We start from the raw sequence: 13,558 nt of genomic DNA, 5'->3' as shown, positions 1-13,558 counted from the left end.
CGCGGGTCGCGTCAGGCGCTGAAACGCATGGTGCGGTGCTCGGTCCAGCCACCGTGGACGGCGTCGTACATCTCGCGGCAGAGCAGCTTGTCGACGTCGGTGCGGTGCTGGGGGAAGAAGTAGGTGTCGACGGGGAGACCGTCGTCCTCGGTGACGATCCTGAAGGCGTGGAAGGCCGCCGTCCTGGCCGGTTGCTCCACGCCCAGGACGTCGCCGAGCGCCACCTCGTAGGCCGCGCCCTCGGGCTTGCGGGGGTCGATGGTGCGCCAGATCAGCTGGGTGGTGGTGAGGAAGAGCACCCCGGACATCTCCTCGGTCCCCTGGGCGCACCGCAGCTGCGCGAAGTGGACCGCCTCCTCGTCCGGGCCCATCACGGGTCGCACCAGCTGCCAGAAGGGACCACCGGTGAGACGCCCGAGGAGGTGAGAGTCGCTCATACCTCCCACGGTAGGCGACGAAGGCAGGGCACGATCCGGACTGCTTCCAGAGTGGACGATCGCCCGATTGACATAGCCCTTCCGGGCCATCCGCGCCCGTTCAAGGCGACCCATCTCCGTGCCGTCACCCTGACCATCGCACCTGGTCATTACTGGTCATCACGGGCGCCGGGGGGAGGGCGTGCCTCCCGGGCTCCTCGACGCGGCGAGGCGGCAGGCGTACGCCCGCGAGGGCGTCGTACCGCGGACGTGGCGTGGTCACGCAACTGGATGAGATTACTTCAGTTCATCGTGAGGCAACCCGCCCACGGCCGACGAGGATCAGTCAGCACTCACTCGAAGTCGTGGCCGTCGGAGCCCGAGCCCACGAGGCGCCCCCCGGTCTCGCAGTACGTCTTGAGCCCCGACAGCGACCACGGCCAGCCGCCGCCACCCTGGTTCGGGTCGTCGCCACCGGCGAGCTCGTCGGCATACTCCGGCGCCGCCGTGGCGTCATGGGTCAGGACGACCTTGGTCAACGGACCGTCGAACTCGCTGAGCTCCCAGGTCAGGCGCGACGGCGCAGACTCGGGGTGCCAGGCAGGCTGCCAGGAGAGCACCAGCAGCCGCTCGGGATCGACCTTCTCCACGACGCCGGAGACGGCGAGGTCGCCCATCCCGATCGCTCGCATCGCAGGGGTGGTGAGGTTGCGATAGGCGCCACCCTCGGTCAGGTCGACCTCGATGTCGCCGCCGTAGCCCCACTGGTTGGTGCCCTCGGACGTCGTGATCGCGGCCCAGACCTTGGAGGCCGGTGCGTTGATGTAGACGGTGTAGACCTGGATCAGGTTGTCGTTGCTCATGCCGTTGCTCATGGTGGTTCCTCCGTGGTGCGCGGTTGGTCACCCTCGCGGTCGGGCGGGGTGTCGTGCTGACCGGACGGGGACTCGAGACGACTCTTGAGGTCGAGCAGGACCGAGGCGATCCCAGCGCGTTCGGCGTACTTGCCGATCCACCGCTCGTGGATGCGCTGGATCGGCACCACGTTGAGGAAGTGGCGCTTCTCGCGACCCTGCTTGACCGTCGTGACCAGGGTGGCCTGCTCCAACAGGCGCAGGTGCTTGGCGACTCCGAAACGAGTCATCTCGACATGGGCATTGACCAGTGTCTCGAGCTCTCCGAGCGTGCGTCCGTCGCGCTCGAAGAGGGCGTCCAGCAGCATCCGGCGGACGGGGTCCGCCATCGCCTTGAACACCAGGTCGTCGTCCATGCACCCAACATAGGTGACCATTTGGTCACGTGTCTAGGGACTACTCCGGAGCGGGCTTCAACCGCACCAGGAGGGCAAGCACCGTCAGCACGACCACGGCCAGCAGGAAGACCGTCACCATGAGTCCGGGGCCGGCCGACTGCCCCGCGTCAGCCACGTCGAGGCGGTGGCGGCCGGCAGAGACCGCGACCACGTCGAAGACGGCGAAGAGGGCGGCCAGCCCGGCCAGCATGCTGGCCCCCAGGGAACGACGCCACCAGCCCCACGCCGCGCTGACGGCGACCACGACCAGCGCGAGCACCGCGATCACCGCGAGGAAGGTCGGCACCGCGTCGACCCCGACGACCCGCGGCTCGCGGGCCAGGGCGTAGCCGGGGACCCATTCCGTCTCGCCACCTCCGGTGCGGCGCAGCCACGGCAGCAGGAGGGTGGGCAGCAGCAGGAGACCTGCGATGCCCTGGACGCGGTGGAGAAGAGCGGGAGACACGCTGCCCGACTCTACGCGCGCGCCGTTCGCCCGCGGAGCATGACATGGTGGCGCAACGACCGTGCCCCCGAGGGAATGAGACCCCCATGAAGCGCACGCTGCTCCTGCTCCTCGCCGCACTGGGTGTGATCGCCGCGATCGCGATCCCGCTGGCGATGCAGGCGTGGGACGAGGAGGACGCCGCCCCCACCTCGGCCGCCAGCACGCGGGCCACGCAGCCCGTTGGTGAGCCCACGCCGGTCGCGGAGCCGTCCTCGACGGTCGAGGAGCCGCCCTCGACGGAGCCGTCCGGGGCCGCTGACCCGATCCCGTTCGGGCTGTTCCCGCTCGACCGGGGGTGGGCGAAGACCTACGGCCAGGCCTTCATCGACGGCCCCAGTCTCCGCGGCGCCGGCATCCAGATGCCGGAGGGCCACTGCCGTGAAGGGGTGCTGTTCAGGTCCGGGTACACGAACACGCTGTCCGCCGGCGTCAGCACCGACGAGGTCAGTCTCCATCGCGCGATCGCGGGCTACGAGAGCGCCGACGCCGCTCGGGCGACCTTCCGAGCACTGCGTGACGCGGTCGCGAGCTGCCCCGTCTACGACAACCCGTACGGCGGCGAGGACTACTACACCGCGGAAGTCTTCGAGTCGATCGACGAGGCGAACGCCCGCGCCGGGACCCGGACGTTCACCTTCGCCTACACCTGGAGCGGCGCCTCGGACCCGTTCGGCGTGCTGTACCAGTTCGCGGTCGTCGACAACGTCCTCTACGGCAGCAATCAGTACGGCGCCTGGACGGCGGAGTCGGCCGGCGACGCCGTCACCACCTTGGACCGGGACAACGCCGCGCTCATCCCGCTCCTGTCCCGCCTCCAGCGGTAGGACGCCGAGCGGGCCGGCCAGCCGACGGCCGCCCCGCTCACGGAAGGCGCGGCACGTAGTCGTCGAACTGGACGCTGATGCGGTGCTCGCTCGACGGCAGGGCCGGGACGGAGATCACCTGGGGGCGGCGCTCCCCGCGGGCCTTCGCCACCAGCCGCACGGTCCCGCGCTTCGACGCCGCCAGGTGGACGTCCGTGCCGGTGATGAAGGGGAGGGCGGCGAAGGCCGGCAGCACCGTGCCGAGGGTGCTCACCCCGTCGCTGCCCGCGTCGTAGCCGAAGACGCCGATGATCCGGCGCTTCCGGGGCGCGACCGCGGGCGCCAGCACGTCCTGGCCGCCGATGCTCAGGGCGTCCCCCGCCGCGCCCTGGTCCCCCCACCACTCCTTGTTGCGGTTCACCGTCAGGTTGACGTGGGCGTCGCTCTTCTCGGTGACGGCGTCGAGACCCGTGCCCGGGACGCTGGTCAGCAGGCGGACGAGGGAGTTGGAGCGCCGGAACGGCTGGCGGTAGAAGTGGTGGGTCGGGCCGTCCGGCCAGAGGAGCGCGAACTCGTACGAGGCCTTCGGGTCTGCCTTGAACGGGCCGAAGGCGCCGTCCCCGGAGAGGCTGTAGGTCGCCACCGGGCGGTGGCCGGTCCGCCGTCCAGTGAGCGCTCTGACCCGGTGCACCTCGAGCGTCGCCCCGTCGACGCCGACGTTGCTGGGGAACAGGACCGCGCGGCCCGAGACGTCGACGCGGCCGCGGGCGCGGACCACCTCCGTCGTCCTCGGCGCGCGGCCGGTGAAGAAGGCGTAGGCCTCCGTGAACGACTCGGGCGAGGTGACGGTCTCGGTGTGGCCCTGGTCGTCGAGGTGCACGTTGCGGGCTCCGGTCACCTCCGCCGCGGCGTTGTTCTCCCCCCAGACAGCCAAGGTGTCCACGCCACCCGGCGGCGCGGCAGCCGGGGCGCCGTCGAGGTTGACGTAGTGCGCGACCTCGGCGGCCCGTTCGGGTGAGCTGGCCAGGTACCGCTGCACCACGTAGGTCCCCAGCGAGTGGGCCAGCACGTCGACCTGCGCGGCGCCGGTACGCTCGCGCAGCGCGTCGATCCGGGCGTCGAGCGCGGCGTGGACGTCGGCCAGCGAGTTGGTGGCGAAGGTCGAGTCGTACTCGTGCGCCTCGATCCACTCCACCGGATAGCCGTTCGACGCGTACCGCTGGGCCTGGCTCTCGAACTGCGACCCGGAGCCCGAGGACCCGTGCACGAACACGATGGGCCGGGGCGCCTTCGGCCCCTTCCCGGGGTGGTCGTGGGCTGAGACGGGCGCCGTGAGGCCGGCGAGCAGCAGCACAGCGGCGGTGAGGGCGGTGGCGAGCGTTCGCAGCATGGGGGCTCCATGGGGTCCGAGCAGGGGTTCGCGACGACGCTATGCGTGGTCGCGCAGGGGGGCAACGGACGTCTCGGGCGTCGGGCTGTGCGCACAGGTGGGGTTGTGCTGACAACCCATGTGTCAGATGTGCACCCTGCGGACAGGCGCGCTCACGCCTGCGTACGCAGGTACTTGCCGAAGTGCGGCACGGTGAAGGCGATCTTGCCTCGCTCGCCCGAGTAGATCAGCCCCTTCTTCAGCAGGGCGTCGCGCGCCGGGGAGAGCGACTGCGGCTTCTTGCCGAGGATCGCCGCCACGTCGGCCGTCGGCACCGAACCGATGTCGTCGACCTCCTCCTCGCCCCTCTCGGCCATCGCCACCGCTGCGTCCGACATGGCGCGCAGGTAGTCGCGCTCCCCCGGCGTCGCGCGCTCGTAGCGGGAGCCGAAGAAGCCGACCGCCAGCTCCGCCTCCGCCTCGGGCGAGGCGACCGTGACGTCGTCCAGGGTGATCGGCGAACGCGGGGCGCGGTCCCAGACCGCCTTGCCGTACGCCTGGATGAAGTAGGGGTAGCCGCCGGTCGCCAGGTGCAGGGCGTCGAGCGCCTCGACGGTGTAGCAGGCGTCCTCGTCCTCGGCGGGCAGCGAGAGCGCGGCGTCGGTGCCCTCGCGGGTGAGCCGGTCGATCCGCTGGTAGGAGAAGAGGCGCTCGGAGTAGGACTTCGACGCCGACAGCACGGCTGGCAGGTGGGGCAGGCCGGCGCCGACCACGATCACCGGCAGTCGGGACTGGCTCATCTCGTGGCACGCCGCGCAGAGCGCGGAGACGTCGTCGGGGCCGAGGTCCTGCATCTCGTCGATGAAGATCGCCACGCCCTTGCCGACGTCCTGGGCGAGCCCGCCCACGTCGGTGAAGAGCTCGACGAGGTCGATCTCGATGTCGCCCGAGTCGGCGCGTCCGCGCACGGCGGGGGCGTCGATGCCCGGGCTCCACTGGTCGCGCAGCTTGGCACCCGACCCCGCCTCGCGCTGGGCGAAGGAGCGGATCACGCCGAGCACGTGGTCGGCCTCCTCCGCCTGCGGGTGGCCGAGCTCGCGGACGGCCTGGTGCAGTGCGCTCGACAGGGGACGGCGCAGGCCCTGGTCGGGACGGGCCTCCAGCTTGCCGGTCCCCCAGCGCTTGCGCACGGCGGCCGAGCGCAGCGCGTTCAGCAGCACGGTCTTGCCGACGCCGCGCAGCCCGGTCAGCACGATGGAGCGCTCCGGGCGCCCCTTGGCGACGCGCTCCAGCACCACGTCGAAGGCGGCCAGCTGGGCGTCGCGGCCGGCGAGCTCGGGGGGTCGTTGGCCGGCACCGGGGGCGTACGGGTTCCTGATCGGGTCCACGATCAGAAGGTATCGGCGGTTCTAGCGCAGACCCTAGATTTGGCGAGAGTGTCGCCTGTATCGGATCTATCGCTGCGTATCGCGTCATCACTAGACGGCCCGAGACTCGGTGATCGACCCGGATCCACGTACGTTCCCCCGGTGAAGGCCGTTGAGCCGTCCCGCCGGCGCCACTAGGGTCGGGGCGCATGGGGGAGCACTTCAGGCTCGACGTCGACGTCAGCGCGCTGCGACGGGCGCAGCGGCAGATGGTCCGGCACGCCGAGGCCCTGGGTGCCGGTGAGCGGGTCCTGCGTCGCGCGCCTGACCGCTGGAGGCAGGGCTGGACCGGCGACGCGTCCGACTTCATGGCAGGTCAGGCCCGCGAGCTCGCGAGCGACACCCGCGGCTTCGTACGCCGTCTCGAGGCCGCGGAGGGCGCGGTCAAGGCCTTCGCCGACCGGCTCGACGAGGCGGTCGACCACGAGCTCCCTGACCTCAACCGCCGGTGGGAGGAGGCAGCCCGGGTCCACGACGCCGCGGTGAAGGCGGCCGACCGGCAACGTGCGAGGTCCATGGGCAACCTGCCCGAGGGCACCACCGGCCAGGAGCGCCAGCAGGCGAGGCGCGAGACCGACGAGATCCGCTCCTCCGCCGTCAGCGTGGCCTCTGGGGTGCACTCGGCAGCGAAGGAGAAGCTCGAGGGCGAGTACGACGACCTCGTCAACGACCTGACCCGCGCTGCGCGGACGATGTCGCGGCGGCTGCAGGAGTCCGTGCCGCTACCGATCAAGGCCGGCGAGGCGGGTCCGTTCACCGCCCGGGGCCTGGCGCAGCACCCGATGGGCAGGCTGCCCAGCGACGACCTCCTGCGCCGGTTGCGCGACCAGGCCGAGAAGGAGTACGGCGGCCCGGCGCACGACCTGCTTCTCGAGCTGACGAAGCCGTCGAACGACCTCGCCGAGGTCACCGAGATGCTCGAGCGGGCGCGCGGCCTGGGGCTGCACCCGCGGCAGTTCAAGGAGACCCTCGACCAGTACTGGTTCCTCGACGCCGCGGCTGACGCCGGGATCGACATGAGCACGTGGGACCCCAGCAAGGGCGCGGAGTTCAACCGCGAGACGATCATGAAGGTCTACCGCTACTACGGCGACCTCTACCTCGAGAACTCCGACCTCCAGTGGGCCGGGATGGCCAACATGATCGGCCCCTCCTTCGCCGGCGGCTTCCTCGACCTCGGGATGGTCCGCTCCTGGGCGCAGAAGGTCGACTCGATGGGCTCCTCCCCCTTCGGGCCGGTCACCCCGAGCGCCACGATTGACGTGCTCGCCGGGATGACCGACGAGGAGCTGACGTTCTACGAGACCACCCTGCTCGGCATGCAGAAGAACATCTTCTTCGACCAGGGCCGCACCCACCAGGCCTACAACGAGGGCGGGATCGCAGCGATCCTCGAGATGTACGAGGCGGGCGCGATCCCCAAGGACGTGTACGACGCCTGGGTCGGCCTGGACTCGGGCGACACGCAGCGGGTCTCCGACGCCAACGTCGAGTTCCTCCGGCGCGAGCAGGAGGTCGTCATCAAGGAGGACTACCTCCGGATGTACAACCGTCCGCTCACCGGAGAGGCGATGACCTGGGTGATGACCCAGATCGGCAAGCCGTCCATCCCCGGCGCCAAGTCGTTCGCCGAGCTCTACCCGGTGCAGATGGCGGTGGACACGGGGCCGTTCAACAAGGTGAGGATCCCCGGCACGCCGATCACGCTGGACAACCCGCTCGTGGTCACGGTGTACGTCGACACCCCCTTCGCCGACGGCAACGTGGCGCTCTTCGAGGACCGGTGGCGACTCATCAAGGAGGACACCCTGCCCGCCTACCAGAAGCTGTTGAGCGAGGACCCCGAGCTGGCGCGGGCGCTGATCGCGGCCGACGTGCCCGAACGCGTGGAGCAGTACCGTCTCAAGAACACGCTCGACGACATCCTCGAGCACCTGCGCGACGGCTGGGAGATCGATCGCATTGAACAGTAGGAGCGCGATCGCCGCCGCGACCGCCGCCACCGTCATGCTGCTGACCACAGGAGGATGTGCCGTGAACACCCGCCAGGACGACGCCCGCGCCGCCAAGGACACCGCCATTGCGGAGGTGCTGGCCGACGGCCACGTCGAGATCGACCTCGCCGACCCGCCCACCCGCGAGGAGCTCGGACTGGTCGGCGACGCCGACGACGCCTACCTCGAGAACAAGGACCTGAGCTCCTTCCGGGTGACCGTGACCTTCTCCGACGGCCACGTGCTCTCGACCGACCACGTCAACGTCCTGGGCGTGCGCACCGCCGCCTCCGGAGAGGTCGACCGTCTCCTCGTCGGCGTGCACCAGCTCTCGCTCGACGACGTCGCCCAGCGACTCGAGACCGCCGTGGGCGACTTCGGGGTCGACCCCGGCGACGTACGCAGCTTTCTCTCCTCCGCCGAGTCGGCGCCCGACCTCGGGCGCATCGTCACCGCCACCTTGCCGACCACCGGCATCGCGGCGCCGGAGACCCTCGAGATCGAGCCGACGGTCAACGAGGACCAGCAGAACAACCTCATCAACTACCGCATCTCCTTCGAGCCGAGGGCGGCCTCGTGAGCGGCCCGGGCGGACCCGTCATCCAGGTCGACCCCCAGGTCGTCGCCCGGGCTCGCAAGGAGTGTGCAGACGCCGCCGACGACTTCGACGCCGTGCGGACCGGCGTCACCAAGGACGCCTCCCTCCTCCGCGAAGGCGCCGGCCAGTTCGCCGACGTCGTGCGCGAGGGCACCCAGGTCTACGAAGCGTCGTGGATGATCGTCACCGACGTGGCCCGCACCTCCGCCGACACCATCGCGACCAACATGGGTTCGCTGACCCTGGACCTCTCCGAGATGGACGCCAAGTTCATCTGAGCGCTCCCCGAGCGGCGCTACCCTCGACGCATGCCCGAGTTGCCCGAGGTGCACGCGCTGGCCCACGACCTCGACCAGCGTCTGCGTGACCGCGCGATCACCCGCGTCGACCTGGCCTCCTTCCAGGCGCTCAAGACCTTCGACCCGCCGCTGAGCGCGCTGCACGGCACGCTGGTCGAGGGCGTCACCCGGCACGGCAAGTTCCTCGACATCAACGCCTCCGGGGTGCACCTGGTCATCCACCTCGCCCGCGCCGGCTGGATCCGGTGGCGCGAGGACGTCCCGAAGCTCCCCCCGAAGCCGGGCGGCAAGAGCCCGCTCGCCGCGCGGATCGTGCTCGACGAGGACTCCGACGGCTCCGGCTTCACCCCCGGCCTGGACATCACCGAGGCGGGCACCAAGAAGAGCCTGGCCATCCACGTCACCCACGACCCGGCGACGGTTCCGGGCATCGCCCGGCTCGGCCCCGACCCGATGAGCGAGGAGTTCACCGTCGAGGTGCTCGCCGGCATCCTCGCCGACGCGGGCCGCGCCCAGCTCAAGGGCGTGCTGCGCCAGCAGGGCACGATCGCCGGCATCGGCAACGCCTACTCCGACGAGATCCTGCACGCCGCCAAGATGTCGCCCTTCAAGCCGGCCAGCAGCCTCGACGAGGGTGAGGTCGCGACACTGTACGCAGCCCTGCGTACGACGCTCGACGACGCCGTCACCCGCAGCACCGGCCTGGCCGCCAGCGAGCTCAAGGGCGAGAAGAAGTCGCACCTCGCGGTGCACGGGCGCACCGGGCAGAAGTGCCCGGTCTGCGGCGACACCGTGCGCGAGGTCTCCTTCGCCGACTCGTCGTTGCAGTACTGCCCGACCTGCCAGACCGGCGGCAAGCCGTTGGCCGACCGGCGGATGAGCAAGCTCCTGAAGTAGGAGCCCAGCCCACCTCGGCCCGCACCATCGTCGCGGCGACGTTTCCGATCGACCGTCGTGCGGCAGATTGTTCTCGGCAGCGCTTGACCTCTCAGCACCGACACACAGGATGGCTGCATGGACCACCACAACGAGACCACGTCGGACGCTCTCGTCATCGGCGGCGGGCCCGCTGGGTTGCAGGCCGCGCTGACCCTGGCGCGGGTGCACCGCCACGTCGTCCTCGTCGACGACAACCGGCCCCGCAACGCGGCCGCCAGCCGCATGTACAACTTCATCACCCACGACGGCACCCCGCCGTCGGTCTTCCGCGAGCACGGGCGCCGCGACCTGGCGGCGTACGACACCGTGACGCTGCTCGACGACTCCGTACGCGAGGTGCGGCGCACCGGTGACGGTTTCGTGGCGCACACCGAGAGTGGCCAGGAGCTGCGTGCCCGCAGGGTCGTCCTCGCCACCGGGGTCCGTGACGAGCTGCCCGAGATCGACGGCCTCGAGGAGCTGTGGGGCACGCTCGTGCACCACTGCCCCTTCTGCCACGGCCACGAGCTGGCCGGTGGCCGGGTCGGCCTCCTCGCGAGCCCCAGCGCGGCCCACCTGACCGGGATCATCGGGCCGTTCGCCTCCGAGGTGGTCGTGCTCGAGGACGTCGTGGGGGTCAAGGAGCTCGACGGACGCCTGGAGGTTCGCCTCGGCGACGGTTCGACCACGGAGCTCGACGGACTCTTCGTCGCCACGAACCTCCACCCGGCCGCCCCTCACGCCGAACAGCTGGGCCTGACGACGCTGGAGAGCGGGGCGGTCGAGGTCGACCTGCTCGGGCGCACCAGCGACCCGCAGGTCTTCGCCGCCGGCGACCTCGCCCACCACCGCGACCTCCCGATGCCATCGGGCAGCGTGCTCGCCGCGGCAGCCGCCGGACAGGTCGCCGGGAGCGCCTGCCTGAGCAGCCTTCTCGCCGACTGACCGGACTCCCGGTCGCTGCGTGGCCGTCGTCACCGCGCCATCGGCTGACCAGACGTCGCCCCGGGGCGCGAGAATGGACCAGTGACAGCACCGGCCCCCACCTCCAGCGCGACCCGCTCCCCTGACACCGTCCGCGCGGTGCTGCGGTCGCCGCGCCGGCTGCGTACGGAGGCGCTGGCCGGCCTGGTCGTCGCGCTCGCCCTCATCCCCGAGGCGATCGCGTTCAGCGTCATCACCGGCGTCGATCCCCGGGTGGGGCTCTTCACCTCGGTCATCATGGCGATCTCGATCGCCTTCCTGGGCGGGCGGCCGGCAATGATCTCGGCGTCCACGGCGGCCGTGGCCGTGGTGGTCGCGCCGGTCATGAAGGAGCACGGCTACGACTTCCTGGTCGCCACCGTGATCCTCGGCGGCCTCTTCCAGGTGCTGATGGCGCTCGCCGGCGTCGCCAGGCTGATGCGCTTCGTGCCCCGCTCGGTGATGGTCGGCTTCCTCAACGCGCTGGCCACGCTCGTGCTGCTCTCCCAGGTGGAGCACGTCGTCGACGTGCCGTGGCAGGTCTATCCGCTGGTGCTGCTCGGACTCGTGGTGATCGTGGGCTTCCCCCGGCTCACCTCGAGCGTCCCGGCGCCCCTGGTGGGCGTGGTGGTCGTGACGGTGGTGGCGGTCGCCCTGGGCCTCGACGTGCCCACGGTGGGTGACCAGGGCGAGATGCCGAAGTCGCTGCCGACCCTCTTCCTCCCCGACGTGCCCCTGACCTGGGACACGCTCGCCACCATCGCCCCCTACGCCTTCGCGATGGCGATCGTGGGCCTGCTGGAGTCACTGCTCACGGCCAAGCTGGTCGACGACATCACCGACACCCCCTCCAACAAGACCCGCGAGGCCTGGGGCCAGGGCGTCAGCAACGCGATCGCGGGCTTCTTCGGCGGCCAGGGCGGGTGCGCCGTGGTGGGCCAGACGATGATGAACGTCAAGAACTCCGGTGCCCGGACGCGCGTCTCGACCTTCCTCACCGGCCTCTGGTTGCTGCTCCTCGTGCTCGGCCTGACCGACGTGGTCGCGGCGATCCCGATGGCCGCCCTCGTCGCCGTGATGGTGATCGTGGCGGTGACCGCCTTCGAGTGGCACTCGATCACGCCCGCGACCCTGCGCCGCATGCCGAGGTCGGAGACCTTCGTGATGGCGACGACCGTGGCGCTGACCCTGGGCACCCAGAACCTGGCCATCGGCGTCGGCGGAGGCACCCTGGTGGCGATGGTGCTCTTCGCACGCCGGGTCGCCCACCTGACCGAGACCCACCGCGAGCTGCGCCGCGACGAGGCCGGCGACTACGCGCACTACCGCGTGACCGGCCAGCTCTTCTTCGCCTCCAGCAACGACCTCTACACGCAGTTCGACTACGCCGACGACCCCGAGCGGGTCGTGATCGACCTCTCGGACGCCGTCGTCTGGGACGCCTCGACGGTGGCAGCGCTGGACTCGATCGAGACGAAGTACGCCCGCCGCGGCAAGCACACGCTGATCACCGGCCTCGACGAGGCCAGCGCCGAACGGCACGGACGCCTCACCGGCACCCTGTGACGCCGTGCCGGGATCCTGTGACACCGTGCCGGGATCCTGTGACACCGTGCCGGGATCCTGGGACGCCGTGACGAGACGCCCGCGGGCCCCACTCTGGCAGTCGGGCCGGAGCAGTACTAGAGCAGTACTACGGGGTGGCGCTGAGGCACTTGGCGTTGGCGTAGAGGTAGTACTCGTCCAGCTGGTCGACCTGCTTGCGCGACAGGTCCTGGCCGAGCGCAGCAACCTCAGCCTGGGAGGCGTCGTCGGGCACGTCGGCGATCAGTGCGATCCACGTCTTCAGGCCCGCCTTGGCGTCGGCCGACATCGAGTCGGGCAACGTGAGCTCGGAGGCCTCGTCGGCGAACGACTTCATGGAGGCGACGATCACGGAGTCCGCCTCGCCGGCGTTCTTCTCCGAGCGCTCGTAGTAGTCACGGAAGGCCGAGCAGAACTTCTCCTCGGGCGACGCCTCCGGCTCCTTGTCGTCGTTGCCGCAGCCGACGACGAAAGCGCCCGCGATCACCAGGGCGGCAGCCAGCCGTACGAACCTCATGGGCACAGGGTGCCGCATGGCACGCGGTTGCGTGAACTTCCCGTGAGTGATCGTGGACACATCGGCTCGAACCTGCCCCCAACCCCTACCCTTGCGGCCGCTCAGCCGACGACCGGACGGAGGACCGGACCGTCACTCCGACCGTCGTCGAACGCGGCCGGAAGCGGCAGCCGCAGGGCTGCGGCGAGGCGGACCGCGTACTCCTCGCGGGTGACCTCGACGACGCCCAGGGAGGCGAGGTGGTCGGTGCTCCACTGCACGTCGAGCAGCCGACTGTCGGCGTGGTCGTCGCGCATCAGCTCGACCAGCCCCAGCAGCGCCACCTTGGAGGCGTCGGTGACCCGGTGGAACATCGACTCGCCCGCGAAGAGGCCTCCGGTCGCGACGCCGTAGAGCCCACCGACGAGCTCACCGTGACGCCACGCCTCGACCGAGTGGGCCCACCCCATCTCGTGCAGCTCGGTGTAGGCGTCGACGATGTCGTCGTCGATCCAGGCGTGCGGTCGCTCCGGGTCGCCGCAGGCGGCGATCACCTCCGAGAAGGCGGTGTTGACCCGGATCTCCATCGTGCGGGCCGAGCGCCGCAACGACCGCGAGACCCGGAGCCCGTCGAGCGGCAGCACCCCGCGCCGGACCGGCAGGAACCACATCGGAGGATCACCCGGTCGGCCGCTCGGCATCGGGAAGAGGCCGCAGCGGTAGGCCTGGAGGAGCGTGCCCGGGGTCAGGTCGGCGCCCATCGCCACGAGGTCGTCGTCGGCGTCGAGGCGCGCGAGGTCACGCGTCACCTCGGTGAGGCTCCAGGTCGACGGCGGGGGCTCGAAAGGCACGGAACGACCCTACTTGCGCAGGCCGACCAGACGGCCGGCCG

The 13,558-nt window shown here is 70.7% G+C and carries 15 protein-coding genes; 7 read left to right on the top strand and 8 right to left on the bottom strand.

Features of this window, described 5'->3' with window-relative positions; genetic code table 11:
* Window positions 1–11: 11 nt before the first annotated feature.
* The 4 genes from FCL41_RS00475 to FCL41_RS00460 all read right to left on the bottom strand — a co-directional run bounded on the left by FCL41_RS00475 (window position 12) and on the right by FCL41_RS00460 (window position 2,173).
* Window positions 12–437 carry a hypothetical protein gene (locus FCL41_RS00475; protein WP_137064482.1) on the bottom strand — a complete coding sequence of 142 codons (426 nt, stop codon included), beginning with the start codon at window positions 435–437 and terminating at the stop codon, window positions 12–14.
* Window positions 438–769: 332 nt separating this feature from the next.
* A complete protein-coding gene (locus tag FCL41_RS00470; protein ID WP_212723043.1) occupies window positions 770–1,291 on the bottom strand; it encodes an SRPBCC domain-containing protein in 522 nt (173 codons plus the stop codon).
* The gene (locus tag FCL41_RS00465) at window positions 1,288–1,686 is read right to left on the bottom strand and encodes an ArsR/SmtB family transcription factor (RefSeq protein ID WP_137064483.1); all 399 of its coding nucleotides are present in this window, start codon (window positions 1,684–1,686) and stop codon (window positions 1,288–1,290) included. Before FCL41_RS00465 ends, FCL41_RS00470 begins: the two co-directional genes overlap by 4 nt.
* A gap of 40 nt (window positions 1,687–1,726) precedes the next feature.
* Window positions 1,727–2,173 carry a hypothetical protein gene (locus FCL41_RS00460; protein WP_137064484.1) on the bottom strand — a complete coding sequence of 149 codons (447 nt, stop codon included), beginning with the start codon at window positions 2,171–2,173 and terminating at the stop codon, window positions 1,727–1,729.
* An 86-nt stretch (window positions 2,174–2,259) separates the two neighbouring features.
* On the opposite strand from FCL41_RS00460, the gene FCL41_RS16865 reads away from it, so the two are divergent.
* Window positions 2,260–3,039, top strand: coding sequence for a hypothetical protein (locus tag FCL41_RS16865; RefSeq protein WP_170970148.1), 780 nt, complete (start codon window positions 2,260–2,262; stop codon window positions 3,037–3,039).
* Between the two features lie 37 nt (window positions 3,040–3,076).
* On the opposite strand, the gene FCL41_RS00445 is transcribed toward FCL41_RS16865, so the two are convergent.
* Entirely contained in the window at window positions 3,077–4,408 is a 1,332-nt protein-coding gene (locus FCL41_RS00445; protein ID WP_137064487.1) for an alpha/beta fold hydrolase, read from the bottom strand.
* A gap of 152 nt (window positions 4,409–4,560) precedes the next feature.
* Window positions 4,561–5,775 (bottom strand): ATP-binding protein, encoded by a 1,215-nt coding sequence (locus FCL41_RS00440; protein ID WP_137064488.1) that lies wholly within the window; start codon window positions 5,773–5,775, stop codon window positions 4,561–4,563.
* Between the two features lie 188 nt (window positions 5,776–5,963).
* Between FCL41_RS00440 and FCL41_RS00435 the strand changes: the two genes are divergently transcribed.
* The 6 genes from FCL41_RS00435 (at window position 5,964) to FCL41_RS00410 (ending at window position 12,152) form a co-directional block, all read left to right on the top strand.
* Window positions 5,964–7,787 carry a WXG100 family type VII secretion target gene (locus FCL41_RS00435; RefSeq protein ID WP_137064489.1) on the top strand — a complete coding sequence of 608 codons (1,824 nt, stop codon included), beginning with the start codon at window positions 5,964–5,966 and terminating at the stop codon, window positions 7,785–7,787.
* Between the two features lie 61 nt (window positions 7,788–7,848).
* Window positions 7,849–8,388, top strand: a complete 540-nt coding sequence (locus FCL41_RS00430) for a hypothetical protein (RefSeq protein WP_137064490.1) — start codon at window positions 7,849–7,851, stop codon at window positions 8,386–8,388.
* The gene (locus tag FCL41_RS00425) at window positions 8,385–8,684 is read left to right on the top strand and encodes a hypothetical protein (RefSeq protein WP_137064491.1); all 300 of its coding nucleotides are present in this window, start codon (window positions 8,385–8,387) and stop codon (window positions 8,682–8,684) included. The genes FCL41_RS00430 and FCL41_RS00425 overlap by 4 nt, the downstream gene beginning before the upstream one ends.
* A 30-nt stretch (window positions 8,685–8,714) precedes the next feature.
* Window positions 8,715–9,602, top strand: coding sequence for an Fpg/Nei family DNA glycosylase (locus FCL41_RS00420; RefSeq protein ID WP_137064492.1), 888 nt, complete (start codon window positions 8,715–8,717; stop codon window positions 9,600–9,602).
* Window positions 9,603–9,719: 117 nt separating this feature from the next.
* Entirely contained in the window at window positions 9,720–10,568 is an 849-nt protein-coding gene (locus FCL41_RS00415; protein ID WP_137064493.1) for an NAD(P)/FAD-dependent oxidoreductase, read from the top strand.
* Window positions 10,569–10,649: 81 nt separating this feature from the next.
* Window positions 10,650–12,152 carry a SulP family inorganic anion transporter gene (locus FCL41_RS00410; RefSeq protein ID WP_137064494.1) on the top strand — a complete coding sequence of 501 codons (1,503 nt, stop codon included), beginning with the start codon at window positions 10,650–10,652 and terminating at the stop codon, window positions 12,150–12,152.
* A 127-nt stretch (window positions 12,153–12,279) separates the two neighbouring features.
* Here the strand turns inward: FCL41_RS00410 and FCL41_RS00405 are convergent, their stop codons facing one another.
* Complete coding sequence (locus tag FCL41_RS00405) at window positions 12,280–12,687, bottom strand: hypothetical protein (RefSeq protein WP_137064495.1); 408 nt, start codon at window positions 12,685–12,687, stop codon at window positions 12,280–12,282.
* Between the two features lie 101 nt (window positions 12,688–12,788).
* A complete protein-coding gene (aat, locus tag FCL41_RS00400) occupies window positions 12,789–13,517 on the bottom strand; it encodes a leucyl/phenylalanyl-tRNA--protein transferase (RefSeq protein ID WP_239021707.1) in 729 nt (242 codons plus the stop codon).
* Window positions 13,518–13,558 lie beyond the last annotated feature (41 nt).

It is taken from the genome of Nocardioides jishulii (genome assembly GCF_006007965.1).
GTDB lineage: Bacteria > Actinomycetota > Actinomycetes > Propionibacteriales > Nocardioidaceae > Nocardioides > Nocardioides jishulii.
Note: the sequence above shows the minus strand (reverse complement) of the source record. Positions and strands in the feature narration are given on the sequence as shown.

Coding starts and splice junctions, on each gene's coding strand:
- FCL41_RS00445 (WP_137064487.1), bottom strand. CDS start 4,408: ATGCTGCGAACGCTCGCCACCGCCCTCACCGCCGCTGTGCTGCTGCTC.
- FCL41_RS00475 (WP_137064482.1), bottom strand. CDS start 437: ATGAGCGACTCTCACCTCCTCGGGCGTCTCACCGGTGGTCCCTTCTGG.
- FCL41_RS00420 (WP_137064492.1), top strand. CDS start 8,715: ATGCCCGAGTTGCCCGAGGTGCACGCGCTGGCCCACGACCTCGACCAG.
- FCL41_RS00405 (WP_137064495.1), bottom strand. CDS start 12,687: ATGAGGTTCGTACGGCTGGCTGCCGCCCTGGTGATCGCGGGCGCTTTC.
- FCL41_RS16865 (WP_170970148.1), top strand. CDS start 2,260: ATGAAGCGCACGCTGCTCCTGCTCCTCGCCGCACTGGGTGTGATCGCC.
- FCL41_RS00465 (WP_137064483.1), bottom strand. CDS start 1,686: ATGGACGACGACCTGGTGTTCAAGGCGATGGCGGACCCCGTCCGCCGG.
- FCL41_RS00470 (WP_212723043.1), bottom strand. CDS start 1,291: ATGAGCAACGGCATGAGCAACGACAACCTGATCCAGGTCTACACCGTC.
- FCL41_RS00435 (WP_137064489.1), top strand. CDS start 5,964: ATGGGGGAGCACTTCAGGCTCGACGTCGACGTCAGCGCGCTGCGACGG.
- FCL41_RS00415 (WP_137064493.1), top strand. CDS start 9,720: ATGGACCACCACAACGAGACCACGTCGGACGCTCTCGTCATCGGCGGC.